This is a genomic window from Yinghuangia sp. YIM S09857, from assembly GCF_051388915.1.
In the GTDB taxonomy this organism is placed as follows: domain Bacteria; phylum Actinomycetota; class Actinomycetes; order Streptomycetales; family Streptomycetaceae; genus Yinghuangia.
In genome coordinates this window covers 101,832-125,182 of sequence record NZ_JBPKBH010000007.1, presented here as the reverse complement: position 1 = coordinate 125,182, position 23,351 = coordinate 101,832, and the positions used below count along the sequence as shown (strand labels likewise).

At 71.1% G+C, this 23,351-nt stretch carries 22 protein-coding genes; 11 read left to right on the top strand and 11 right to left on the bottom strand.

What is annotated here, in order from left to right:
• Window positions 1-274 precede the first annotated feature (274 nt).
• The 9 genes from ACRX5S_RS16875 to ACRX5S_RS16835 all read right to left on the bottom strand — a co-directional run bounded on the left by ACRX5S_RS16875 (window position 275) and on the right by ACRX5S_RS16835 (window position 7,549).
• Window positions 275-589, bottom strand: coding sequence for a metal-sulfur cluster assembly factor (locus ACRX5S_RS16875; protein ID WP_358348861.1), 315 nt, complete (start codon window positions 587-589; stop codon window positions 275-277).
• Window positions 590-600: 11 nt separating this feature from the next.
• Complete coding sequence (gene sufU / locus ACRX5S_RS16870) at window positions 601-1,056, bottom strand: Fe-S cluster assembly sulfur transfer protein SufU (protein ID WP_436773757.1); 456 nt, start codon at window positions 1,054-1,056, stop codon at window positions 601-603.
• 60 nt (window positions 1,057-1,116) lie between these two features.
• Window positions 1,117-2,376, bottom strand: a complete 1,260-nt coding sequence (locus ACRX5S_RS16865) for a cysteine desulfurase (protein WP_436773756.1) — start codon at window positions 2,374-2,376, stop codon at window positions 1,117-1,119.
• Window positions 2,373-3,137, bottom strand: a complete 765-nt coding sequence (gene sufC, locus ACRX5S_RS16860; protein WP_436773755.1) for a Fe-S cluster assembly ATPase SufC — start codon at window positions 3,135-3,137, stop codon at window positions 2,373-2,375. Before sufC ends, ACRX5S_RS16865 begins: the two co-directional genes overlap by 4 nt.
• Window positions 3,138-3,143: 6 nt before the next feature.
• Window positions 3,144-3,461, bottom strand: coding sequence for a non-heme iron oxygenase ferredoxin subunit (locus ACRX5S_RS16855; RefSeq protein WP_436773754.1), 318 nt, complete (start codon window positions 3,459-3,461; stop codon window positions 3,144-3,146).
• Window positions 3,461-4,681, bottom strand: a complete 1,221-nt coding sequence (gene sufD / locus ACRX5S_RS16850; RefSeq protein ID WP_436773753.1) for a Fe-S cluster assembly protein SufD — start codon at window positions 4,679-4,681, stop codon at window positions 3,461-3,463. The genes ACRX5S_RS16855 and sufD overlap by 1 nt, the downstream gene beginning before the upstream one ends.
• 14 nt (window positions 4,682-4,695) lie before the next feature.
• Complete coding sequence (gene sufB / locus ACRX5S_RS16845; RefSeq protein WP_436773752.1) at window positions 4,696-6,108, bottom strand: Fe-S cluster assembly protein SufB; 1,413 nt, start codon at window positions 6,106-6,108, stop codon at window positions 4,696-4,698.
• Window positions 6,105-6,818, bottom strand: coding sequence for a helix-turn-helix transcriptional regulator (locus ACRX5S_RS16840; protein ID WP_436774045.1), 714 nt, complete (start codon window positions 6,816-6,818; stop codon window positions 6,105-6,107). Before ACRX5S_RS16840 ends, sufB begins: the two co-directional genes overlap by 4 nt.
• Window positions 6,819-6,943: 125 nt before the next feature.
• A complete protein-coding gene (locus ACRX5S_RS16835) occupies window positions 6,944-7,549 on the bottom strand; it encodes a TetR/AcrR family transcriptional regulator (protein ID WP_436773751.1) in 606 nt (201 codons plus the stop codon).
• A gap of 232 nt (window positions 7,550-7,781) precedes the next feature.
• Between ACRX5S_RS16835 and ACRX5S_RS16830 the strand changes: the two genes are divergently transcribed.
• The 5 genes from ACRX5S_RS16830 to ACRX5S_RS16810 all read left to right on the top strand — a co-directional run bounded on the left by ACRX5S_RS16830 (window position 7,782) and on the right by ACRX5S_RS16810 (window position 12,695).
• Complete coding sequence (locus ACRX5S_RS16830; protein WP_436773750.1) at window positions 7,782-9,191, top strand: MFS transporter; 1,410 nt, start codon at window positions 7,782-7,784, stop codon at window positions 9,189-9,191.
• A gap of 59 nt (window positions 9,192-9,250) precedes the next feature.
• On the top strand, window positions 9,251-10,180 hold the full coding sequence (locus tag ACRX5S_RS16825) for an ABC transporter ATP-binding protein (RefSeq protein ID WP_436773749.1): 930 nt from the start codon (window positions 9,251-9,253) through the stop codon (window positions 10,178-10,180).
• 50 nt (window positions 10,181-10,230) lie between these two features.
• A complete protein-coding gene (locus ACRX5S_RS16820) occupies window positions 10,231-10,959 on the top strand; it encodes an ABC transporter permease (protein WP_436774044.1) in 729 nt (242 codons plus the stop codon).
• 49 nt (window positions 10,960-11,008) lie between these two features.
• On the top strand, window positions 11,009-11,986 hold the full coding sequence (locus ACRX5S_RS16815; RefSeq protein ID WP_436773748.1) for a COX15/CtaA family protein: 978 nt from the start codon (window positions 11,009-11,011) through the stop codon (window positions 11,984-11,986).
• Window positions 11,987-12,077: 91 nt separating this feature from the next.
• Window positions 12,078-12,695, top strand: a complete 618-nt coding sequence (locus tag ACRX5S_RS16810; protein WP_436773747.1) for a helix-turn-helix domain-containing protein — start codon at window positions 12,078-12,080, stop codon at window positions 12,693-12,695.
• A 6-nt stretch (window positions 12,696-12,701) separates the two neighbouring features.
• Here ACRX5S_RS16810 and ACRX5S_RS16805 read toward each other — a convergent pair whose 3' ends face one another.
• Together ACRX5S_RS16805 and ACRX5S_RS16800 are read right to left on the bottom strand one after the other, a co-directional pair.
• Window positions 12,702-13,079: a hypothetical protein gene (locus ACRX5S_RS16805; RefSeq protein ID WP_436773746.1), complete on the bottom strand. Its 378-nt coding sequence runs from the start codon at window positions 13,077-13,079 to the stop codon at window positions 12,702-12,704.
• Window positions 13,080-13,163: 84 nt separating this feature from the next.
• The gene (locus tag ACRX5S_RS16800; RefSeq protein WP_436773745.1) at window positions 13,164-14,108 is read right to left on the bottom strand and encodes a heme o synthase; all 945 of its coding nucleotides are present in this window, start codon (window positions 14,106-14,108) and stop codon (window positions 13,164-13,166) included.
• 240 nt (window positions 14,109-14,348) lie between these two features.
• Between ACRX5S_RS16800 and tkt the strand changes: the two genes are divergently transcribed.
• The 6 genes from tkt to pgl all read left to right on the top strand — a co-directional run bounded on the left by tkt (window position 14,349) and on the right by pgl (window position 23,208).
• Entirely contained in the window at window positions 14,349-16,430 is a 2,082-nt protein-coding gene (gene tkt / locus ACRX5S_RS16795) for a transketolase (protein WP_436774043.1), read from the top strand.
• Window positions 16,431-16,504: 74 nt separating this feature from the next.
• A complete protein-coding gene (gene tal, locus ACRX5S_RS16790) occupies window positions 16,505-17,614 on the top strand; it encodes a transaldolase (protein ID WP_436773744.1) in 1,110 nt (369 codons plus the stop codon).
• A gap of 161 nt (window positions 17,615-17,775) precedes the next feature.
• On the top strand, window positions 17,776-19,617 hold the full coding sequence (locus ACRX5S_RS16785; RefSeq protein WP_436773743.1) for a glucose-6-phosphate isomerase: 1,842 nt from the start codon (window positions 17,776-17,778) through the stop codon (window positions 19,615-19,617).
• Complete coding sequence (gene zwf, locus ACRX5S_RS16780) at window positions 19,614-21,158, top strand: glucose-6-phosphate dehydrogenase (RefSeq protein ID WP_436773742.1); 1,545 nt, start codon at window positions 19,614-19,616, stop codon at window positions 21,156-21,158. Before ACRX5S_RS16785 ends, zwf begins: the two co-directional genes overlap by 4 nt.
• A complete protein-coding gene (opcA, locus tag ACRX5S_RS16775) occupies window positions 21,155-22,411 on the top strand; it encodes a glucose-6-phosphate dehydrogenase assembly protein OpcA (protein ID WP_436773741.1) in 1,257 nt (418 codons plus the stop codon). The genes zwf and opcA overlap by 4 nt, the downstream gene beginning before the upstream one ends.
• Window positions 22,408-23,208 (top strand): 6-phosphogluconolactonase, encoded by an 801-nt coding sequence (gene pgl / locus ACRX5S_RS16770; RefSeq protein WP_436773740.1) that lies wholly within the window; start codon window positions 22,408-22,410, stop codon window positions 23,206-23,208. The genes opcA and pgl overlap by 4 nt, the downstream gene beginning before the upstream one ends.
• The last annotated feature ends 143 nt before the right edge of the window (window positions 23,209-23,351 follow it).

Here is a 23,351-nt window from a genome sequence, read left to right as displayed (position 1 = left end):
CGTCGGCCCGCTCGCCTCGCGCCCTCGGAGCCCTCACCTCGCCCGCCCCGCCGCGCGCCCGGCTCACCCGCTCCCGAAAACGCCGAGGGCGGCACCGTCGCAAAACGGTGCCGCCCTCGAAGCCCGCGAAGTCAGAGCCAGTGCAGCCGGAGCCGCCGAAGTCAGAGCCCGCCAAGCCAGAGCCCGCGCAGTCAAAGCCGCCGAAGTCAGAGCCCGCGAAGCCAGAGCCCGCGCAGTCAAAGCCGCCGAAGTCAGAGCCCGCGAAGACAGACCCTCAGACGTTGAACCCCAGCGCCCGAAGCTGCTCGCGGCCGTCGTCGGTGATCTTGTCCGGGCCCCACGGCGGCATCCAGACCCAGTTGATGCGCAGATCGCTCACCAGATTCTCGGTCGCCGTCTTCGCCTGGTCCTCGATGACGTCCGTCAACGGGCAGGCCGCCGACGTCAGGGTCATGTCGACGGTCGCGATGTTCGCGTCGTCGACGGTGACCCCGTAGACCAGGCCGAGGTCGACGACGTTGATCCCGAGCTCGGGGTCGACCACGTCGTAGAGCGCCTCGGTGACCTCGTCGGCGCTTGCGGGGCTCATCTTGGTGTCGCTCACTTCTGACCCTCCATCACCTGAGTGGTCGCGTCGCGCCAGGCCATCCAGCCGAGCAGCGCGCATTTCACGCGCGCCGGGAACTTCGAGACGCCGGCGAACGCCACCGCGTCCTCCAGCACCTCCTCGTCCGGCTCCGCCTGGCCCTTCGACTGCATAAGGTGCAGGAACTCCTCCTGCACCTTGAGGGCGTCCGCGACCGTCCGGCCGATGACGAGGTCGGTCATGACCGACGCGCTGGCCTGGCTGATCGAACAGCCCTGGCCCTCGTATGACACGTCGACCACCTTGGCGTCCTCGCCGGTGCCCTCCAGCTTGACCCGCAGCGTCACCTCGTCGCCGCACGTCGGGTTGACGTGGTGCACCTCGGTGTCGAACGGGTCCCGCAACCCTTTGTGATGCGGGTTGCGGTAGTGGTCCAGGATGATCTCCTGGTACATCGAGTCGAGTTTCATCGCCGGGTTCGCTCCCTGCCCACGCTTCTCACGGCCACGCTTCGTACGCAGTCAGCACGTTCAGCCGAAAAACCGGCGTACGTGTTCCAGGCCCGCCACCAGGGCGTCGACCTCGGCCGGTGTCGAGTAGAGGTAGAACGACGCGCGCGTGGTCGCCGGGACCCCGTAGCGCAGGCACACCGGCCGCGCGCAGTGGTGGCCGACCCGGACCGCGATGCCCTGCTCGTCCAGCACCTGGCCCACGTCGTGCGGGTGCAGGTCGCCGAACTGGAAGGAGATCGCCGCACCGCGCATCTCCGCGGTCCTCGGGCCGATGATCTCCAGCCCCTCGACCGCGGTGAGCGCGTCGATCGCGTACGACGTCAGCGCGTGCTCGTGCGCCGCGATGTTCTCCATACCGAGCGCGTTCAGGTAGTCGATCGCAGCACCGAGCCCGACCGCCTGCGCGATCGGCGGGGTGCCGGCCTCGAACTTGTGCGGCGCGGGCGCGTACGTCGACGCGCTCATCGTCACGGTCTCGATCATCTCGCCGCCGCCCAGGAACGGCGGCAGCTCCTCCAGCAGCCCGAGCCGCCCCCACAGCACGCCGATGCCGGTCGGGGCCAGCATCTTGTGCCCGGTGAAGGCGACGAAGTCCGCCTCCAGCGCCTGCACGTCCAGCGGTACGTGCGGCGCCGCCTGCGACGCGTCCACGACCACCAGCGCGCCGACGTCGTGCGCACGGCGCACGATCGCGTCCAGCGGGTTGACCGTGCCGAGGATGTTGGACGTGTGCACCACCGAGACGACCTTGGTGTTCTCGGTGATGACGCGCTCGATGTCCGACAGGTCCAGGCGCCCGTCGTCGGTCAGGCCGAACCACTTGAGCGTCGCGCCGGTGCGTTGGCACAGGAGCTGCCACGGCACGATGTTCGAGTGGTGCTCCATCTCGGTGATGACGACCTCGGCGCCCGGGCCGACGCGGAACGGCTCGTCCGCCCAGGTCAGCATGTTCGCCACGAGGTTCAGCGCCTCGGAGGAGTTCTTGGTGAAGACGACCTCGTCGCGCGACGGCGCGTTGACGAACGCGGCGACCTTGTCGCGCGCGCCCTCGTACAGCGCCGTGGCCTCCTCGGCGAGCACGTGGACGCCGCGGTGCACGTTTGCGTTGTGCAGCTCGTAGTAGGCGTTCAGCGCGTCGAGGACCTGCTTGGGCTTCTGCGAGGTCGCCGCGTTGTCCAGGTAGACCAGCGGCTTGTCGCCGTGCAGCACGCGCGACAGGACCGGGAAGTCCTTGCGGATGGTCTCGGTGTCCAGGAGCCCCTGAAGGGTCGTTGTCATGCCGTCTCCTTGACTCCGGTGTACGCCTCGTAGCCCTCCGCCTCAAGCTTGTCGGCCAGCTCGGCCCCGCCGGACTCGACGATCCGGCCGCCCGCGAAGACGTGCACGTGGTCGGGCTTGATGTAGCGCAGGATGCGCGTGTAGTGCGTGATCAGCAGCGTGCCGATCTCCCCGGTGTCGCGCACCCGGTTGACGCCCTCCGAGACGACCCGCAGCGCGTCGACGTCCAGGCCCGAGTCGGTCTCGTCCAGCACCGCGATCTTGGGCTTGAGCAGTTCGAGCTGGAGGATCTCGTGGCGCTTCTTCTCGCCGCCTGAGAAGCCCTCGTTGACGTTGCGCTCGGCGAAGGACGGGTCCATCTGGAGGCGCTCCATGGCCTCCTTGACCTCCTTGACCCACAGCCGCAGCTTGGGGGCCTCGCCGCGGACCGCGGTCGCGGCCGTGCGCAGGAAGTTGGAGACGGACACCCCGGCCACCTCGACCGGGTACTGCATCGCGAGGAACAGCCCCGCGCGGGCCCGCTCGTCGACCGACATGGACAGCACGTCCTCGCCGTCGAGGGTCACGGTGCCGCCGGTGACGGTGTACTTCGGGTGCCCGGCGATCGAGTACGCCAGCGTCGACTTGCCGGAGCCGTTCGGGCCCATGATGGCGTGGGTCTCGCCCTGCTTCACGGTCAGGTCGACGCCGCGCAGGATCTCGCGGGGGCCGTTCTCGGCCTCCACGCTGACGTGCAGGTCGCGGATCTCAAGCGTTGCCATACGGACTCAGGACTCCTGGTTCAGGTCGACGTAGACCGCGTCGGCCTCGATCTTCACGGGGTAGACGGGCACCGGCTGGGTCGCCGGGGGGCCGGAGGGGCGGCCGGTACGCAGGTCGAAGCGCGAGCCGTGCAGCCAGCACTCGATCGCGCAGTCCTCGACCTCGCCCTCGGACAGCGACACGTTGGCGTGGCTGCACACGTCGTTGATCGCGTACACCTCGCCCTCGGTGCGCACCAGCGTCACGGGGACGTCGCCGAGCACCACGCGCAGCGGCGTGTCCTCCGTCAACTCGGCCTCGGCGCAAGCGCGTTCGTACGCCATCAGACGCTCGCCCCCAGCTCCGCCTCGATGCGCTCCATCAGCCGCTCCTGCAACTCGGGCAGGCCGATCTGGGCGATGACCTCGGCGAAGAAGCCGCGCACCACCAGCCGGCGGGCCTCGTCCGCGGGGATGCCGCGGGACTGGAGGTAGAAGAGCTGCTCGTCGTCGAAGCGGCCGGTGGCGCTGGCGTGCCCGGCCCCGGCGATCTCGCCGGTCTCGATCTCCAGGTTGGGGACCGAGTCGGCGCGTGCGCCCTCGGTGAGCAGCAGGTTGCGGTTCAGCTCGTACGTGTCGGTGCCCTCCGCCGCGGCCCGGATCAGCACGTCGCCGATCCACACCGTGCGGGCGTCGGCGCCCTGGAGCGCACCCTTGTACGTCACCAGGCTGCGGCAGCGCGGCACGTCGTGGTCGACGAACAGGCGGTGCTCCAGGTGCTGGCCCGAGTCCGCGAAGTACACGCCGTACAGCGCAGCGTCACCGCCCGGGGCGTCGTAGACGACGCGCGGGTACAGCCGCACGACGTCGCCGCCGAGCGTGACGGCCACCGACTTGAAGGCCGCGTCGCGGCCGAGGCGCGCGACGTGGTGGGCCAGGTGCACCGAGCCGGCGTCCCAGTCCTGCACCGAGATGACGGTCAGGCGGGCGCCGTCGGCGACGAGGTACTCGACGTTGTCCGCGTACGACGCCTTGCCCGCGTGGTCGAGCACCAGCACGGCCTCGGCGAACGCTTCGACCACGACGGTCAGGTGGCCGAACCCGGTAGTGCCGGTGCCGCGCGTCCGCACGACCACCGGCTCGCCCGGGGCCAGCTCGCGCGGGAACGTCACCACGGTGGCCTTCTCGAAGGCCGAGTACGCCTGCGCCGCCACGCGGTCGACGGGCGCGCCCGCCTTGCCGACGCGGGCGTCGTCGCGGCCGACGGTCTCCACGACCACGCCGCTCGGAGCCTCGACCTCGACGGACAGCTCGCCCGTGTCGCCGAAGGTGCCGTCGTGCAGCCCGCGCAGCCGGCCCAGCGGGGTGAACCGCCAGTCCTCCTCGCGCCCGGTGGGCACCGGGAAGTCGGCCACGTCGTACGACGCGACCGCGACCTGCCGCGCGTCGGCCGGCTGGCTGACCATGCGCCCCGTGCCGGGACCCGCGAGCTCGCCGGGGGCCCCGGCTTCGCGCACGGCGATGGAACCGGCCGTGGTGCTACCGGAGTTGTTAGCGCTTGCCATAGGTATTTGCGGGCTCAGCCCACAGCCCCTTCCATCTGAAGCTCGATCAGGCGGTTCAGCTCAAGGGCGTACTCCATGGGCAGCTCGCGCGCGATGGGCTCGACGAACCCGCGCACGATCATCGCCATGGCTTCGTCCTCGGTCATGCCGCGGCTCATGAGGTAGAACAACTGGTCCTCGGAGACCTTGGACACGGTCGCCTCGTGGCCCATCGACACGTCGTCCTCGCGCACGTCCACGTAGGGGTACGTGTCGGACCGCGAGACCGTGTCGACCAGCAGTGCGTCGCACTTGACCGACGAGGTCGAGCCCTTCGCGCCGTCCTCGATCTGGACCAGGCCGCGGTACGAGGTGCGCCCGCCGCCGCGCGCGACCGACTTGGACACGATGTTCGAGGACGTGTTCGGTGCGCAGTGCACCATCTTCGAGCCCGCGTCCTGGTGCTGGCCCTCGCCCGCGAAGGCGATCGACAGCGTCTCGCCCTTGGCGTGCTCGCCGAGCAGCCAGACGGCCGGGTACTTCATGGTCACCTTGGAGCCGATGTTGCCGTCGATCCACTCCATGGTGGCGCCCTCGTGGGCGACGGCGCGCTTGGTGACCAGGTTGTAGACGTTGTTCGACCAGTTCTGGATGGTCGTGTACCGCACCCGTGCGTTCTTCTTGACGACGATCTCGACGACCGCGGAGTGCAGCGAGTCGGACGAGTAGATCGGCGCGGTGCAGCCCTCGACGTAGTGCACGTACGAGTCCTCGTCCGCGATGATCAGCGTCCGCTCGAACTGGCCCATGTTCTCGGTGTTGATCCGGAAGTACGCCTGGAGCGGGATCTCCACGTGCACGCCCTTAGGCACGTAGATGAACGATCCGCCCGACCACACGGCGGTGTTCAGCGCGGCGAACTTGTTGTCGCCGACCGGGATCACCGAGCCGAAGTACTCCTGGAAGATCTCCGGGTGCTCGCGCAGCCCGGTGTCGGTGTCCAGGAAGATGACGCCCTGCTCCTCCAGGTCCTCGCGGATCTGGTGGTAGACGACCTCGGACTCGTACTGCGCGGCGACACCGGCGACGAGGCGCTGCTTCTCCGCCTCGGGGATGCCGAGCTTGTCGTACGTGTTCTTGATGTCCTCGGGCAGGTCCTCCCAGGAGGCGGCCTGCTTCTCCGTGGAGCGCACGAAGTACTTGATGTTGTCGAAGTCGATTCCGGACAGGTCCGAGCCCCAGGTCGGCATCGGCTTCTTGTCGAAGAGCCGCAGGCCCTTGAGGCGGAGCTTGAGCATCCACTCGGGCTCGTTCTTCTTCGCCGAGATGTCCCGGACGACCTCTTCGGACAGGCCGCGGCGCGCGTTGGCACCGGCCACGTCCGTGTCGGCCCAGCCGTACTCGTACGTGCCCAGTCCCTCAAGCTCGGGGCGAGCTTCGGTGGTCATGCGGGGTTCCTCCCGGTGACGTTCTTCGGTACGTGCGTGGTGCAGACGCCGTCGCCGTGGGCGAGCGTCGCCAACCGCTGGACGTGGGTCCCGAGGAGGCGCGCGAACACCTCGGCCTCGGCCTCGCACAGCTGCGGGAACCGCTCGGCGACATGCGCCACCGGGCAGTGGTGCTGGCAAAGCTGCTCTCCGCCGGGAGTCTGCCGCGCGTTCGCGGCGTATCCGTCGGCGGACAGCGCCTCTGCCAGCGCCTCGGCCCGTTTGCCCTCCGGCGCGCTCTCGACGACCGGAAGGTACTTGATCTCCAGGGCCGCTACCCGGGTGCGGGCGAACTCCATGACCGCGTCCTCGCCCGCGACTTCCGCGAGGAAGTGCAGGGCGTCGGCGGCCAGGACGTCGTACTCCTGGTGGAACGCTCCGCGGCCGGTGTCCGTGAGCGCGAACACCTTCGCGGGGCGCCCTCGCCCGCGGTGACCGTACACCCGCTGCTGCCGCGCCTCGACGACCCCTTCGCCGAGCAGGGCGTCAAGGTGCCGACGCACGGCCGCGGCGGTCAGGTCCAGCCGCTCCGCAAGATCCGCCGCGGTGGACGGACCATGTTCCAGAATCGACCGCGCGACCTTGTTGCGAGTGCCGGCATGCGCATCGCTCTCGGGCGCGCTCGACCCCTGGACGGCGGACCGCCCCGGACCTCCCGCATCCTCGCGCATGTATTTCACAACGCCATTGTTGCGTTAATGGTTCCCGAAGGCGAATCCACCCCGCGTGCGGTCGATCACTTAGGGCTGCCTAATGCGCCCCTGGCCTCTGCGGATAACGCAAAGTATGTGCACCGTCACCCTTGCGGGCGCAGCATCGGCAGCAGCACGTCATCGACGACCTCGACGACGAATTCGTCCGTCAGCTCCATCGGTGCCGTGAGGTTCCGGTACGTCACCACCGCAGGGCCCACGTGCGCGAGCAGAGGTGTGGCGGCCCCCTGGCGGATCTCGCCGCGTGCCTCGGCGTCCCGCAGGATCTCCAGCAGCATGCGGCGCGTCGGTACCGAGACGCGCTCGCGCATCATCGCGTGGGTCTCCTGGGACTCGCTCTTGGCGACCTGGAGCGCCGGGTCCTTGGTCAGCGCGCAGGCGGCGGACAGAAAGCGCAGCACGGCGAGCAGGTCGGCGCGCAGCTCGCCGACGAGCTCGATGTCGTCGGCGGCGGGGAGTCGGTCCATGAGGGCGTCGCGGAGCAGCGCGTCCTTGTCGGGCCATCGGCGGTAGAGGGGGGCTTTGCCGGTGCGTGCGGCGGCGGCGACGCCGTCCATGGTGAGTCCCGCGTAACCGACGCGCCGGAGCTCGTCGAACACCGCCTGGTAGATGGCCTGTTCGAGGGCGCGGCCGCGCCTGCGGGTGGCGGTGCCGCCGCTGGGGGGCGGTGCGTCGGCGCGGGCTGACACCTCGGGTCACCTCTCTCGCGTGCCTCAAGTCCCCGGGGGTCCTCGGGCGAATCCCTCGCGGTCCGCCCCCAAGTATTGCCGGTCGCTTGTAAGAGACCCGGAAGTCTCCTGAGGTGGACGTGATAAGAGACTTGAAAGTCTCCTATTTTCACGCCTTCCTTCCGCCTGCCCGCACTTCGGGGGTACACCCATGCCCGCATCCGCGTCAGCCTCCGCACGTCCCGCATCCGCCGTGCCCACGGCCAAGTCCCCGGCGCACCGGCCGGGGCTCGCCCTCGCCGTCATCACCGGGTCGATGCTGCTCATCGGCATCGACGTCACCGTCGTCAACCTCGCGCTCCCGGACATGCGGGCGGCCCTCGACCTGTCCCCGGCCGCGTCGTCGTGGGTCCTCAACGCGTACACGCTGGCCTTCGGCGGACTGCTGCTGCTCGGCGGCCGCCTCGGCGACGTGTTCGGCCGCCTGCGCATGTTCGTCGGGGGAGTCGGGCTGTTCACCACCGCCTCGCTCCTCGCCGGACTCGCGCCATGGGCGTGGTGGCTGATCGCCGCGCGCGTCCTCCAGGGCGTCGGCGGTGCGCTGGTCGGACCCAGCACCATGGCTCTCATCGTCAGCACCTTCGACGGCCACGCCCGGGCGCGCGCCATCTCCTGGTACTCGGCGGTACTCGGTGGCGGCGCCACCGTGGGCCTCGTGCTGGGCGGCGTGCTCACCGAACTGGCCTCGTGGCGCTGGGTCTTCCTCGTCAACGTGCCGCTCGGCGCGGCTCTGATGGTGCTCGCCCGGAGGGTGGTGCGCGAACCGGTGCGCCCCGCGTCCGCCGCCCCACGTCCGAAGTTCGACATCGCGGGCGCGCTCACCGGGACGACCGGCGTGGCCGCGCTGGTCTACGCCTGCATCAGGGCGGGCGACACCGCCTGGAGCGACACGCGTACCGTCGCCGCTCTGGTCGCCGCCGCCGTCCTCCTCCCCGCGTTCCTCATCGTCGAGCGCCGGGCGGCCCAGCCGATCACGCCGCTGCGGCTCGCGGCACGCGGCACCCTCGCGCGTGTCCTGCCGCCCGTCGGGTTGTACGCCGCCGCCATGTTCAGCGTGCTGTTCTTCCTCGGCCAGTACTTCCAGGAGGCCCGCGGCTACAGCCCGGTCAAGGCCGGTCTCGCCTTCCTGCCGCTGATGGTCTGCCAGTTCACCCTGGCCCGACTGTCCCCCTGGCTGGTCCGCCGGGTCGGGACCGCATGGCCCGCCGCGGTCGGCGCGGTTCTCGCCGCGGCCGGGCTGACCGTCCTGTCCCGGCTCGACGCCTCGGACCCGTACACGACCGCCGTCCTCCCGGCCCTGCTGCTCATCGGCATCGGAGCCGGATCGGCGATGTCGCCGCTGACCGCGTACGGCATGTCCGGCATCGCGCTGGACGAGTCGGGTGCGGCGTCCGGACTGTTGCAGACCACCCAATGGCTGGCCGGCACGATCGGCCTCGCCCTGTGGGTGACGGTGTTCGGCCACGCCACCCGCGACATGGCACCAGACGCCACACCCGAACACGTCCTGACCCACGGCGTCGCCACCGCATTTGCGGGCGCCGCCATCTGCGCGGCCCTCGCGGCCGTCGCCGCCGTCCCGCTGTTCCGCCGCACCCGATAGCGCCGCCGGCGGCGTCCCGGGATCGGAGGTGCCCTCGTTGCTTTCTAGACTGTTCCGTCATGGACTCCCCGCTGCCCGCCGTCGAGATCTCCGGGCTCGTCAAGAGGTACGGCGACAAGACCGCCGTCGACGGGCTCGACCTCGTCGTCGAGGCCGGGACGGTGACGGCCGTGCTGGGGCCCAACGGGGCCGGCAAGACGTCGACCGTCGAGATCTGCGAGGGCTACCGGCGCGCGGACGCCGGGACGGTGCGGGTCCTCGGGCTCGACCCCGCTGCCGACGGGGAGCGGTTGCGGCCGCGCGTCGGTGTGATGCTCCAGTCCGGCGGGGTCTACGCGGGCGCGCGCGCCGAGGAGATGCTGCGGCACGTGGCCAAATTGCACGCGCATCCGCTCGACGTCCCGATGCTGGTCGAACGCCTCGGCCTGGAGTCCTGCGGCCGCACCACCTACCGCCGCCTGTCCGGCGGCCAGCAGCAGCGCCTCGCCCTCGCGCTCGCCGTCGTCGGGCGCCCTGAACTCGTCTTCCTCGACGAGCCCACCGCCGGCCTCGACCCGCAGGCGCGCCGGGCCACCTGGGACCTCGTACGCGACCTGCGCGACGACGGGGCGACCGTCGTCCTCACGACCCACTTCATGGACGAGGCCGAGCAACTGGCCGACGACGTGCACATCATCGACCGCGGCCGGGTCATCGCGTCCGGCTCGCCGGAGGCGCTGTGCCGGGACGGCGCGGAGAACTCGCTGCGGTTCTCCGGTCCGCCCGGGCTCGACCTGGCGAACATGATCGCCGCGCTGCCCGAGGGGGCGAAGGCGTTCGAGGTCGCGCGCGGCACGTACCGTGTCGAGGGCGACATCGACCCGCAGTTGCTCGCGACCGTCACCTCGTGGTGCGCGCAACACGGCGTCATGCCGGAGAAGTTGACCGTCGAGCGGCGTTCGCTCGAAGACGTGTTCCTGGAACTGACCGGGCGGGAGCTGCGGCCGTGACCACGACGGGGACGTTCACCCCCAAGCCCGGAGCCGCCCCGCTCGGCCGCATGATCGCCGCGCAGACCGCGCTCGAAACAAAGATGCTGCTGCGCAACGGCGAGCAACTGCTGCTCACCATCGTCATCCCCACCCTCCTCCTGGTGCTGTTCAGCGCCGTCGACGTGGTCGACGTCGGCGACCTGGCACCGGGCGAGGAACGCGTCGACTTCCTCGCCCCCGGCCTGCTGGCCCTCGCGGTTCTGTCCACCGCCTTCACCGGCCAGGCCATCGCGACCGGCTTCGAGCGGCGGTACGGAGTCCTCAAGCGCCTCGGCGCGACGCCGCTCCCGCGCTGGGGCCTCATGGTCGCCAAGACCGGCTGCGTCCTGGCCGTCGAGCTCCTCCAGATCGCCCTACTCACCGCGATCGCCTTCGCCCTCGGCTGGGACCCGCACGGCAACCCGCTCGGCGTCGTGGTCCTCCTGGTCCTCGGCACCGCCGCGTTCTCCGGCCTCGGCCTGCTCATGGCCGGCACCCTCCGGGCCGAAGCCACCCTCGCCGCCGCCAACCTCGTCTTCATCCTCCTGCTGGTCTGCGGCGGCGTGATCATCCCCCTCGACAAGTTCCCCGGCGGCGTCGAGGCGGTCCTGCAAGTCACCCCCATCGCCGCCCTCTCCGACGGCCTGCGCGACGTACTGCGCGACGGCGCATCCATGCCCTGGGCCGACGCGGGCATCCTCGCCGTCTGGTCCCTGCTGGCCCTCACCGCCGCCGCCCGGTACTTCCGCTGGGAGTGACACGAGCCCCGGGTACTTCGTGAATGTGTTCACAACGTAGGCTGTGCGCATGAATTCGCCGTCCGCCGTGTCCCCTTTTGCGCGCCGGGTCTTTCTGGCCAACCTGTGCGCCCAGATCGGCATCGTCATCACAGGTGGGCTGGTGCGGCTCACCGGGTCCGGGCTCGGGTGCGACACCTGGCCGCGGTGCAACGACGAGCAGTGGACGCCGCACGGTGAGAGCGACATCTACACGTTCATCGAGTTCGGCAACCGCATGCTGGCGTATGTCGTCGGGGCCATCGCGGTCGCGGCGATCGTGGTGGCGTGGAAGCACCGCCCGGTGCGGAAGGAGATCCGCTACCTGGCGGCCTTCCAACTGTTCGCGGTGGTCGGGCAGGCCATCCTCGGCGGCATCACGGTGCTGACGGACCTTCACCCGGCGGCGGTGGCCAGTCACTTGCTGCTGTCGATGTTCATGATCGGCTCGGCCGTGGTGCTCTACGAGCGGTCGAGGGAGGGCGACGGCCCCGTGCGACCGTTGGCGCGTCCGGAGATCCGGACGTTCGCGCTCGTCGGCGTCGGGGTGCTGTCGGCCCTGCTGGTGGTCGGCACGATCGTCACGGGCTCGGGGCCGCACGCGGGCGACGAGGAGGCGCGGCGCTTCGACGTCAACGTGGACCAGATGGCGTGGCTGCACGCCGACTTGGCGTTCCTGCTGCTGGGCGCGGCTCTCGCGCTCGCCCTCGCGCTGCGCGTGACGGACGCGCCCGCGGCGGCGCAGCGGCGGGTGTGGTGGCTGCTCGGCGTACTCGTCCCGCAGGGCCTCATCGGGTACACGCAGTACTTCAACGGTCTGCCCGAGTGGCAGGTCTCGCTGCACATGTTCGGGGCCTGCCTGGTTGTCGTCACCACCACGCGCATCCTGTTCGGGCTGCGGGAGCGGGGCGAGGTCGGGGAGGCGGAAAACGAGGCGGGGGACGGGCTGCCGGCCGCCGCCGCGGTTCCCGGGCCGTCGGAGGAGGCGGTTGCGGCGACGCGTTACTGACGCGCGCCGGGCCCCGGGCGGGCGTACCGCCAAGATCTCGGTTTGCCACCCCGGCAAACTGCCGTTCACTGCCACGGTCTAATGTGCGGCCATGACCGACGCCCTGCCGGACGCTCCGACAGGCCGGGGGACCGGCCGCCTGGAGCGGATCATCGCCCTTCGAGTCCGTGAGTACCGCCGCGCCGCCGGGCTCTCGATCGCCGAGATGGCGAACCGGGTCGGCGTGTCCAAGGCGATGCTGTCGAAGATCGAGAACGCGCAGACGTCGTGCAGCCTGTCCACGCTCGAACGCATCGCCGACGGTCTCAAGGTGCCGGTGACCGCGCTGTTCCGCGGCATCGACTCGGACCGCGAGGCGGTGTACGTCCCGGCCGGTCACGGCGCGCAGATCGTCCGCCGCGGCACGCGCGTCGGGCACCACTACCAGTTGCTCGGCGAACTGCGCGGCCCGCGCAAGCGCCTGGAGGCCGTACTGGTGACGCTGACGGAGTCCAGCGAGATCTTCCCGCTCTTCCAGCACCCCGGTGTCGAGGTGCTCTACATGCTGGAGGGGGAGATGGTGTACGGCCACGGGGACGCCCGCTACGAGATGCGCCCCGGCGACACCCTCCAGTTCGACGGCGAGGGCCCGCACGGCCCGGGCGAACTCGTGGAACTGCCCATCAGGTTCCTGTCGGTCACCGTCCTGGACGCGCCGCCGGAGGGCTGACGGCCACTACGCGTTCGCCGGGCCGCCGATCTGGATGCCGGCCATGCGGGTCCACTCGTACTGCCCGGTCTTGACGCGCAGTGCGACCTCGTTGGGGAACTCGTCGTGCAGCCGCAGGCCCGCCGCCTCGATGGCCTTGCGGGCGGTCTCCGGGTCGCGCGCGACCTGGTCGCCCCACTGGCCGTCGGCGCCGACGATCACGATGCGGGTCGAGTCGCGCCCGATGTACTCCACGACGGCGTCGGCCGAGGTGTCGCCGCCCGCGGCGTGGCGGCCCGCGAAGCGGGTGAGGTTGCGCGCGAGGCGGCGCACCTGGCGGTCGGTCTTCGGGGCGGCGTCCGCCGACGGGGCCGGGGAGGTCGCCGCGGTCTCTGTCTCGCTCATGCGCAGGATGCTACCGACGGGTCGTCGGACCGGCGCCGTGGGGATCGTCACAGCGCGTCGCGCCGTACCGGACGGCGTCGCGGCTCAGCCGAAGATGAGCGGGTCGACCGCGACGGCCACGAACAGCAGCGTCAGGTACGTGATCGACCAGTGGAACAGGCGCATTTCCCGCAGCTTCGTGCCCGTCGCCTCGGCCTTCGCCCGGCGGTGCAGCGCGTGCGCCTCGTACAGCCACGCCGCGCCCAGCACCAGCGCGGCGGCCGGGTACAGCCAGCCGGTGTCGGCGGCCGGCCACAGCAGCAGCGAGGTGGCGACCATGACCCAGCTGTAGAGCACGATCTGCTTGGCCACGACCTTGTTGCCGACCAGCACGGGCAGCATCGGCACGCCCGCGTTCGCGTAGTCGTCGGCGCACTTCATCGACAGCGGCCAGTAGTGCGGCGGCGTCCAGAAGAAGATGACCATGAAGAGCACGAACGGCGCCCAGGCAAGGGAGTTCGTGACCGCGGTCCAGCCGATGAGCACCTGCATGCAGCCCGCGATACCGCCCCAGACGATGTTCTGCGGGGTCCGGCGCTTGAGCATCATCGTGTAGACGACGACGTAGTAGAAGATCGCGAGCACCGACAGGCCCGCCGACAGCGGGTTCACCAGCACCCAGAACCACACGGTCGAGACCACCCCGAGGGTGGCGGCGAACGCCAGGCACTCGCGCGGCGACACCATGCCGGTCACCAGCGGGCGGCGCTCGGTGCGGTGCATCAGCCGGTCGATGTCCCGGTCGAGGTACATGTTGAAGGCGTTGGCGCTGCCCGCCGACAAGTACCCGCCGAAGCAGACGACCAGCACGAGGCTCAGGTCCGGCAGCCCCTTGGCGGCCAGGAACATCACCGGAATCGTGCTGATCAGCAGCAGTTCGATGATGCGCGGTTTCGTGAGGGCCACGAACGCGAGGACCCGGGCCGCCGGCGGACGACTGCCGCGGGTAGGCCCCGCGAGCCCGGCCGGTCGGGATTCGACGGCTGTCACGAACACCCCATCAGCAGCGGATTAGAACTAACGGGAAACTGTAGTCCCTCGCCCGCTTGTGAATTGTGCGGGGGGCACGTCCGCGCGGCGTCGGCCACCCGCGCGGACTCCTCCACCGCGTGACGTCCCCACTGCCCCGGTAGGCTCGGCCATGTGCCGTATACGCCGCGCGGGCGGTAGACCCGCGATTTCGGCGATCAACCGGAGAAACCGGAAGGAGCCCTGACAAGGGTGAGCACCATGCCGACCAACGACAGCAGCGCGCTGGAGTGGACCGACCTCGACAAGCGCGCGGTGGACACGGCTCGTGTCCTCGCGATGGACGCCGTGCAGAAGGTCGGCAACGGCCACCCGGGTACGGCCATGAGCCTCGCACCCGCGGCCTACCTCATCTGGCAGAAGCTCCTCCGGCACGACCCGGTGGACCCCGACTGGGCCGGCCGCGACCGCTTCGTGCTGTCCCCGGGGCACACCAGCCTGACCCTCTACACGCAGCTCTACCTGTCCGGCTACGGCCTGACGCTGGACGACCTGAAGGCGTTCCGCACCTGGGGCAGCCGCACCCCCGGCCACCCCGAGCACGGCCACACCTCGGGCGTCGAGACCACCACCGGCCCGCTCGGCCAGGGCCTCGCCAACGCGGTCGGCATGGCGATGGCGGCCCGCTACGAGCGCGGCCTGTTCGACCCCGAAGCGCCCGCCGGCGCCTCGCCGTTCGACCACACCATCTGGGCGATCGTCTCCGACGGCGACCTGGAGGAGGGCATCTCCGCCGAGGCCAGCTCGCTCGCCGGGCACCAGAAGCTCGGCAACCTCGTCGCGCTCTACGACGACAACCACATCTCGATCGAGGGCGACACCGAGACCGCGTTCAGCGAGGACGTCCTCAAGCGCTACGAGGCGTACGGCTGGCACACCCTGCGCATCGAGCCGCTGCCCAACGGCGACATCGACGTCGACGCGCTGCACGCCGCGCTGCTCGCCGGCCGCGCCGAGACCGAGCGTCCGACGATGATCGCGATGCGCACCACCATCGCGTGGCCCGCGCCCAACGCGCAGAACACCGCCAAGGCGCACGGCTCCGCCCTCGGCGCCGACGAGGTCGCCGCGACGAAGAAGATCCTCGGCTTCGACCCCGAGCAGAGCTTCGAGGTCGCCGACGAGGTCCTGGCGCACGCCCGCAAGGTCGTCGACCGCGGCCGCGCCACCCGCGCCGCGTGGGACAAGGCGCTCGACACGTGGCGCACCGCCAACCCCGAGCGCGCCGCGACCCTCGCGCGCGTGGCGAAGCGGCAGCTCCCCGACGGCTGGGAGAAGGCGATCCCGGCGTTCGACGGCGGCAAGGCGATGGCCACCCGCAAGGCGTCCGGCAAGGTGCTGGAGGCGCTGGGCGGCGTCGTCCCCGAGCTGTGGGGCGGCAGCGCCGACCTCGCCGAGTCGAACAACACCACGATCGACGAGTCCAGCTCGTTCCTGCCGGCCGGCAACCCGCTGAAGTCCGCGGACCCGTACGGCCGCACGATCCACTTCGGCATCCGCGAGCACGCCATGGGCTCGACCATGAACGGCATCGCGCTGCACGGCGGCACCCGCGTCTACGGCGGCACCTTCCTGGTGTTCTCCGACTACATGCGTCCGGCCGTGCGCCTGGCCGCGCTCATGAAGCTGCCGGTCACCTACGTCTGGACGCACGACTCGATCGGCCTGGGCGAGGACGGCCCGACCCACCAGCCGATCGAGCACATCGCCGCCCTGCGCGCGATCCCCGGCCTCGACGTCGTCCGCCCGGCGGACGCCAACGAGGTGGCGGTCGCGTGGCGCACGATCCTGTCGCACACCGACCGTCCGGCCGGCATCCTGCTCACCCGCCAGGACGTCCCGACCTTCGAGCGCGACGACCACAACTCCGCCGAGGGCACCGCCAAGGGCGGCTACATCCTCGCCGAGGCGTCGAAGGGCCTGCCGCAGGTCGTCCTGATCGGCACCGGCTCCGAGGTGCAGCTCGCGATGCAGGCGCGCGAGACACTGGAGGCCGAGGGCATCGCGACGCGCGTCGTGTCGATGCCGTCCGTCGAGTGGTTCAACGCGCAGGACCAGTCCTACCGCGAGCACGTCATCCCGCCGAACGTGAAGGCGCGCGTCTCGGTCGAGGCCGGCATCGCGCTGGGCTGGCGCGAGATCGTCGGCGACGCCGGAAAGATCGTGTCGTTGGAGCACTTCGGGGCATCCGCAGACTTCAAGACCCTGTTCGCGGAGTTCGGCATCACCGCCGCGGCGGTCGTGACGGCCGCGCGGGAATCCCTGCGCGCCGCGGGCGCTTGAGCCGAACGAGACCGGCCCAAGAGATTCAGCGACCACTCGATCGGTCACTCACCGACCACTGAGGAGCGAAAGTCATGACGGACAACCTCCGTCGCCTCTCCGCCGAGGGTGTGGCGATCTGGCTCGACGACCTGAGCCGCGCGCGCCTGGACTCCGGCAACCTCGCCGAACTCGTGCGCGACAAGGAGATCGTCGGCGTCACCACGAACCCGGCGATCTTCCAGAAGGCCATCTCCGGCAAGGACGACTACAACGCCCAGCTCCGTGACCTCGCGGTGCGCGAGGTCACGGTCGAAGAGGCCGTGCGCATGATCACCGTGGCGGACGTGCGCCGCGCGTGCGACGTGCTCAAGCCGGTGTACGTGGCGAGCAACCACGTGGACGGCCGCGTGTCGATCGAGGTCGACCCGCGCCTCGCGCACAAGACCGAGCCGACGGTCGCCGAGGCCCGCCAGCTCTGGTGGCTCGTCGACCGCCGCAACCTGTTCATCAAGATCCCGGCGACGAAGGCGGGCCTGCCCGCCATCTCGCAGGCGATCTCCGAGGGCATCAGCGTCAACGTCACGCTGATCTTCTCGCTGGAGCGCTACAAGGCCGTCATGGACGCGTACCTGACCGGTCTGGAGCGCGCCAAGGAGGCCGGCCGCAACCTCGCCGAGATCGAGTCGGTGGCGTCCTTCTTCGTGTCCCGCGTGGACACCGAGATCGACGGGCGCCTCGACAAGCTCGGCACGGACGAGGCGAAGGCGCTGCGCGGCAAGGCCGGACTGGCCAACGCGCGCCTGGCGTTCGAGGCGTACGAGGAGGTCGTCGCCTCCGACCGCTGGAAGGCGCTGGCCGACGCGGGCGCCAACCCGCAGCGGCCGCTGTGGGCGTCGACCGGGGTCAAGGACCCGGCGTACAAGGACACGCTGTACGTGGACGAGCTCGTCGTGCGCGGCACCGTGAACACCATGCCGGAGGCCACGCTCGAGGCCGTCGCCGACCACGGCGACATCCACGGCGACGCGGTGCGCGGGACGTACGACGCGTCCCGTGCCGAGCTGGCGGCGCTGGAGGGGCTGGGCGTCTCGTACGACGAGGTCGTGCAGCTGCTGGAGGACGAGGGCGTCGAGAAGTTCGAGACCTCGTGGAACGAACTCCTGGACTCCGTGCAGAAGGAGCTCGACCGCCTGCGCCCGTGAACCGGCGCACCCCGGGGCGCCGATCCCTCGTCGGAGCCCCATAGCAGCATCCTCCGGTTGTCACGGCCGAACGTCACCCGTTCGGCCGTGACAACCGGGGAAATCCACGCAATCAGGGCATGATTTCAGCAGACTCCACAACACAGGAGGGCTGACCGCCCGTGCAACACGCATTCGACGAACGCGTGGCCGCCGGCGGCGTGGACGTCACCGTCACCGGTGGCCTGGTCCGTGCCGCGGCTGTCCACGACGCCGTCGCGACGTCGATCACCGACAAGGTCCCCGCGCGGCTCGCCGCCTCGGACCCGACCCTGTGGGGACCGGACGCCGAATCCGAGGCCGCGGTCCGGCTCGGCTGGGTCGACCTCCCCGCCTCCTCCCGGGCGCTGCTGCCGCAGCTCGCCGAACTCCGCGAACAGGTCCGCGCCGAAGGGCTCGACCACGTCGTCCTGGCCGGAATGGGCGGCTCCTCGCTCGCCCCCGAGGTCATCGCCGCGGTCCACGGAGTCCCCCTGACCGTCGTCGACACCACCGACGCCGACCAGGTGCGCCGCGCCCTCCGCGACCGCACCGAGCGCACCGTCGTGGTCGTCGCCAGCAAGTCCGGCGGCACCATCGAGACCGACAGCCACCGCCGCGCCTTCGAGGGCGCCTTCCGCGACGCGGGCCTGACGCCGAGTCAGGTCGCGGCGCGCATCGTGGTCGTCACCGATCCCGGAACGCCGCTGGAGAAGTCCGCGCGCGAGGCCGGTTACACCGTCGTCCTGGCCGACCCCAATGTGGGCGGACGCTACTCCGCGCTCACCGCGTTCGGCCTCGTGCCCAGCGCGCTCGCCGGGGCCGACGTCGCCCGGCTGCTCGACGAGGCGGCGGCCCTCGCCCCCGCGCTCGGCACCGCGACCGACAACCCGGGGCTGCTGCTCGGCGCCGCGCTCGGCGCGGCGGCGGCGTCCGGACGCGACAAGCTGGTTCTCTTCGACGGGGCCGGTGGCGTTCCCGGCGGTCCCGTCGGCGCCGGCCTGTCCGGATTCGGGGACTGGGCCGAGCAGTTGATCGCCGAGTCCACCGGGAAGCAGGGGCGGGGGATCCTGCCGGTTGTGGTTGAGGGGTTCGACGCACCGGGCATCACCGGGCGGGGGGCGGACGCGGTGGTCGCGTTCGTCGGCGCGGCGGGCGGCGGCGTGCAAGGCGCGGACGCGGGGGACACCTCGGGTACCTCGAACACAGCAGACGCAGCAGACGCAGCAGACGCAGCAGACACAGCAGACACAGCGGACGCGGTGGACACCGCGGGCGCCCCGGCGGGTGACGGCACATCCGCCGCACCCTTCGACATCGCCGTCACCGGCCCCCTCGGCGCGCAGTTCCTGCTCTGGGAGTACGCCACCGCCGTCGCCGGCCGCGTGCTCGGCATCGATCCCTTCGACCAGCCCAACGTCCAGGAGTCGAAGGACAACACCGCGAAGCTGCTCGGCACGCTCGCCGACGAGGGGACGCTGCCCGAGGGTACCGCCGCGTTCGTCGACGGCGGGACCGCGGTCCACGCCGACGCCGACCTGCTCGGCGGGGCCGCGACCGTGCAGGACGCCCTGCGGGCGCTGCTCGCGGCAGTACCGGAACGCGGGTACCTCGCGGTCATGGCGTACCTCGACCGCGGCGGCGACACCGAGGCGCCGGACCTGCGCCCGCTGCTCGCGCGGGCGCTCGGCGACCGGCAGGCCACCTTCGGCTGGGCGCCGCGGTTCCTGCACTCGACCGGGCAGTTCCACAAGGGCGGGCCGCAGGTCGGGGCGTTCCTTCAGATCACCAGCGAGGTCACCGAGGACCTGCCGGTGCCCGGCCGCCCGTACACCTTCGCGCAGCTCCAAAAGGCGCAGGCGCTCGGCGACCTCGGCGCGCTCGCCGCGCGCGGCCGCCCGGTGCTGCGCCTGCACCTCCTGGACCCCGCCGAAGCCCTGGCAGGTCTGCTGTCCGACGCACGCGCACTGGAGGGTGCCGCATGACACGCTCGCCGGCTGTTTGGCCCGCGAACCCGCTTCGTGACCCGCAGGACCGCCGCCTGCCGCGTATCGCGGGGCCGTCCGGCCTGGTGATCTTCGGGGTTACCGGCGACCTGAGTCGCAAGAAGCTGATGCCCGCGATCTACGACCTGGCCAACCGCGGCCTGCTGCCGCCGGGCTTCGCGCTCACCGGGTTCGCCCGCCGCGACTGGGCCGACGAGGACTTCGGCCAGGTGGTGTACGACGCGGTCAAGGCACACGCCCGCACCCCCTTCCGCGAGGAGGTGTGGCGCCAGCTCTCCGAGGGATTCCGCTTCGTGCAGGGCGACTTCGACGACGACGAGGCGTTCGACCACCTGCGGCAGACCATCACCGAGCTGGACCGGAAGCAGGGCACGCACGGCAACCACGCCTTCTACCTGTCCGTGCCGCCGAAGTTCTTCCCGCTCGTCGTCGCGCAGCTCAAGAAGCACGGCCTCGCCGACCCGCCGCACGACGACTCGTGGCGGCGCGCGGTGATCGAGAAGCCGTTCGGGCGCGACCTGGAGACGGCGATCGAGCTCAACAACGTCGTCGACGACGTCTTCCCGCCCGAGTCGGTGTTCCGCATCGACCACTACCTGGGCAAGGAGACCGTCCAGAACATCCTGGCGCTGCGCTTCGCCAACACGATGTTCGAGCCGCTGTGGAACCGGTCGTACGTCGACCACGTGCAGATCACCATGGCCGAGGACATCGGCATCGGCGGCCGGGCCGGCTACTACGACGGCATCGGCGCGGCGCGCGACGTCATCCAGAACCACCTGCTGCAACTCCTCGCGCTGACCGCGATGGAGGAGCCGCAGTCGTTCGAGGCGGACGCCCTGGTCGCCGAGAAGCTCAAAGTGCTCAACTCCATCAAGCTGCCGGACGACCTGGGCAAGCACACCGTGCGCGCGCAGTACACCGCGGGCTGGCAGGGCGGCGAGCAGGTCTGCGGCTACCTGGAGGAGGACGGCATCTCGGCGTCCTCGCGCACCGACACCTACGCGGCCATAAAGCTGGAGATCGAGAACCGCCGCTGGGCGGGCGTGCCGTTCTACCTGCGCACCGGCAAGCGCCTCGGCCGCCGCGTCACCGAGATCGCCGTCGTGTTCCAGCGCGCCCCGCACCTGCCGTTCGACGAGACCGCCACCGAGGAGCTGGGGCAGAACGCCCTGGTGATCCGGGTGCAGCCGGACGAGGGCATGACGCTGCGGTTCGGCTCGAAGGTGCCCGGGACGGCGATGGAGGTCCGGGACGTCAACATGGACTTCGCGTACGGCGAGTCCTTCACCGAGTCCAGCCCGGAGGCGTACGAGCGCCTGCTGCTCGACGTGCTGTTGGGCGACGCCCCGCTGTTCCCGCGTTGGGAGGAGGTCGAGGCGTCCTGGAAGATCCTCGACCCGATCGAGAAGTACTGGGACAAGCACGGCAAGCCCGATACCTACGTCTCCGGGACGTGGGGCCCCGAGGCCGCCGACCAAATGCTCGCACGTGACGGACGGAGCTGGCGCCGCCCATGATGATCGACCTGACCGACACGAAGTCCAGTGCCGTCAACGCCGCACTGGTCGACGCGCGGCACGCCATCGGCTCGCCCGCGCTGGGCATGGTGCTCACGCTGGTCATCGTCACCGACGAGAGCAACCAGTACGACGCCATGAAGGCCGCGGTCGAGGCCGCGCGCGAGCACCCCTCGCGCATCCTCGTGGTGATCGGCCGCCCCGGGCCGGACATCCCGCCGCGCCTGGACGCCGAGGTGCGCGTCGGCGACGCCGGGGCGGGCGAGACGGTCGTCCTGCGGCTGCACGGCGAACTGGCCGAGCACGCCGAGTCGGTGTGCCTGCCGCTGCTGCTGCCGGACGCCCCGGTGGTGGTGTGGTGGCCGGGCAAGGCGCCCGAGACGGCCAGCAAGGACCCGCTCGGCGTCCTCGCGCAGCGCAGGATCACGGACGCGGTGGCCGCGCCCCGGCGCCAGGACTGGCTGGAGATCCGCGCGTCCGGCTACGTGCCGGGCGACACGGACCTGGCCTGGACGCGTACGACGACCTGGCGCAGCCTGCTGGCCGCGGCGCTCGACCAGCGCTACGACCGCATCACCGGGGCCGCGGTCGAGGCCAAGGCGGGCAACCCGAGTGCGGAACTGATGGCGCTGTGGCTCTCCGACCGCCTCAAGGTCCCGGTCGAACGGGTGATCTCGGCGGGCCCGGGCATCACCGCGGTCCGGCTGAACACCGTCAAGGGCGACATCGCGATCACGCGTCCGGACGGCGTCCTGGCGACGCTCTCGACGCCCGGCCAGCCGGACCGCCACGTCGCCCTCAAGCGGCGTGACGCGGCCGAGCTGATCGCGGAGGAGCTGCGGCGCCTCGACCCGGACGACGTCTACGCCACGACCCTCGCGCACGCGGCGCAGGAGGCCAAGGCGTCCGGCGCGGCGTCGGCCGGTGCTTCGGACGAGGCGGTGGAGGCGGCCGAGAACGAGGCGTCCTCGGTGGCGCTCGCGGCGCTGCCCGGGGGGCCGACGATGGCGGACACCGCCGATGTCGCCAAGCCGGCGGCGAAGCGGGCGGCGTCGCGTACGTCCGGGGGCGGCTCGAACGCGCCGAACGCGTCGGGGACTTCGCGGGCTTCCGGGTCGTCCGGGTCGTCCGGGGCGTCGGGGTCGTCGGGGTCGTCGGGTGCGGCGAAGAAGTCGGCGAAGCCTTCTGGATCGTCCTCGTCGTCCTCCGGTTCGCGGTCGGCGCGCAAGCGCACGGGCGGGGGGTCGTCGTGACCGCGACTCCCGCGGTCCGGATCCACGCGGATGCGACCCTCCTGGCCCGTGCGGCGGCGGCCCGGCTCATCACCCGGCTCGTCGACGCGCAGGCCGCCCGCGGGGTGGCGCACATCGTGCTCACCGGCGGCCGCAACGGCAACGCGCTGATGCGCGAACTGGCCGCGTCCCCGGCGCGGGACGCGGTCGACTGGGCGCACGTCCATGTGTGGTGGGGCGACGAGCGGTTCCTGCCGAGCGGGGACCCGGAGCGCAACGAGACGCAGGCGCGCGCCGAACTTCTCGACAAGCTGCCGCTGGCCCCCGGGTTCGTGCATCCTATGCCGGCCTCGGACGGGCCGGACGGCGGCGACCCGGAGGCCGCGGCGGTCCGCTACGCGGCCGAACTGGCGGTCGCGGCACGGGCGGAGACGGCGGGGGAGCGGGGCGGGGTGGACGTCCCGTCCTTCGACATCGCGATGTTCGGCGTCGGCCCGGACACCCATGTCGCCTCGCTGTTCCCGGAGTTGCCCGCGGTCCTGGAGATCGAGCGCACGGTGGTCGCGGTACGTGGCGCTCCGAAGCCCCCGCCGACTCGGATCACCTTGACGTTCCCGGCGATCCGTACCGCCAAGGACGTGTGGCTGCTGGCGGCCGGCGAGGACAAGGCGGCCGCCGTCCGCATCGCCCTCGCGGGCGGCGGCGACAAGCAGGTACCCGCAGCGGGAGCGTACGGCCGCCGCAACACCCTGTGGCTGCTGGACCGTTCGGCCGCGGCACAGCTCCCACCCGGCCTGAACCGCATCGCGTCTCCGTAGCCGAAGCAGACGAACAGACGGGGCGGCTCCCGAAGTCCCGGGGGCCGCCCCATCCACGTCACGTCAGCGCCTTATGCAGGACGGAAGTTCGGACGTATCGAGATCGAACGCACTGTCTCTGTCCCTGTCTCTGTCCCTGTCTC

Coding starts and splice junctions, on each gene's coding strand:
- opcA (WP_436773741.1), top strand. CDS start 21,155: ATGATGATCGACCTGACCGACACGAAGTCCAGTGCCGTCAACGCCGCA.
- sufB (WP_436773752.1), bottom strand. CDS start 6,108: ATGACCACCGAAGCTCGCCCCGAGCTTGAGGGACTGGGCACGTACGAG.
- sufC (WP_436773755.1), bottom strand. CDS start 3,137: ATGGCAACGCTTGAGATCCGCGACCTGCACGTCAGCGTGGAGGCCGAG.
- ACRX5S_RS16815 (WP_436773748.1), top strand. CDS start 11,009: ATGAATTCGCCGTCCGCCGTGTCCCCTTTTGCGCGCCGGGTCTTTCTG.
- tkt (WP_436774043.1), top strand. CDS start 14,349: ATGCCGACCAACGACAGCAGCGCGCTGGAGTGGACCGACCTCGACAAG.
- ACRX5S_RS16805 (WP_436773746.1), bottom strand. CDS start 13,079: ATGAGCGAGACAGAGACCGCGGCGACCTCCCCGGCCCCGTCGGCGGAC.
- ACRX5S_RS16825 (WP_436773749.1), top strand. CDS start 9,251: ATGGACTCCCCGCTGCCCGCCGTCGAGATCTCCGGGCTCGTCAAGAGG.
- ACRX5S_RS16840 (WP_436774045.1), bottom strand. CDS start 6,818: ATGCGCGAGGATGCGGGAGGTCCGGGGCGGTCCGCCGTCCAGGGGTCG.
- zwf (WP_436773742.1), top strand. CDS start 19,614: ATGACACGCTCGCCGGCTGTTTGGCCCGCGAACCCGCTTCGTGACCCG.
- ACRX5S_RS16875 (WP_358348861.1), bottom strand. CDS start 589: ATGAGCCCCGCAAGCGCCGACGAGGTCACCGAGGCGCTCTACGACGTG.
- ACRX5S_RS16855 (WP_436773754.1), bottom strand. CDS start 3,461: ATGGCGTACGAACGCGCTTGCGCCGAGGCCGAGTTGACGGAGGACACG.
- sufD (WP_436773753.1), bottom strand. CDS start 4,681: ATGGCAAGCGCTAACAACTCCGGTAGCACCACGGCCGGTTCCATCGCC.
- tal (WP_436773744.1), top strand. CDS start 16,505: ATGACGGACAACCTCCGTCGCCTCTCCGCCGAGGGTGTGGCGATCTGG.
- ACRX5S_RS16820 (WP_436774044.1), top strand. CDS start 10,231: ATGATCGCCGCGCAGACCGCGCTCGAAACAAAGATGCTGCTGCGCAAC.
- sufU (WP_436773757.1), bottom strand. CDS start 1,056: ATGAAACTCGACTCGATGTACCAGGAGATCATCCTGGACCACTACCGC.
- ACRX5S_RS16865 (WP_436773756.1), bottom strand. CDS start 2,376: ATGACAACGACCCTTCAGGGGCTCCTGGACACCGAGACCATCCGCAAG.
- ACRX5S_RS16810 (WP_436773747.1), top strand. CDS start 12,078: ATGACCGACGCCCTGCCGGACGCTCCGACAGGCCGGGGGACCGGCCGC.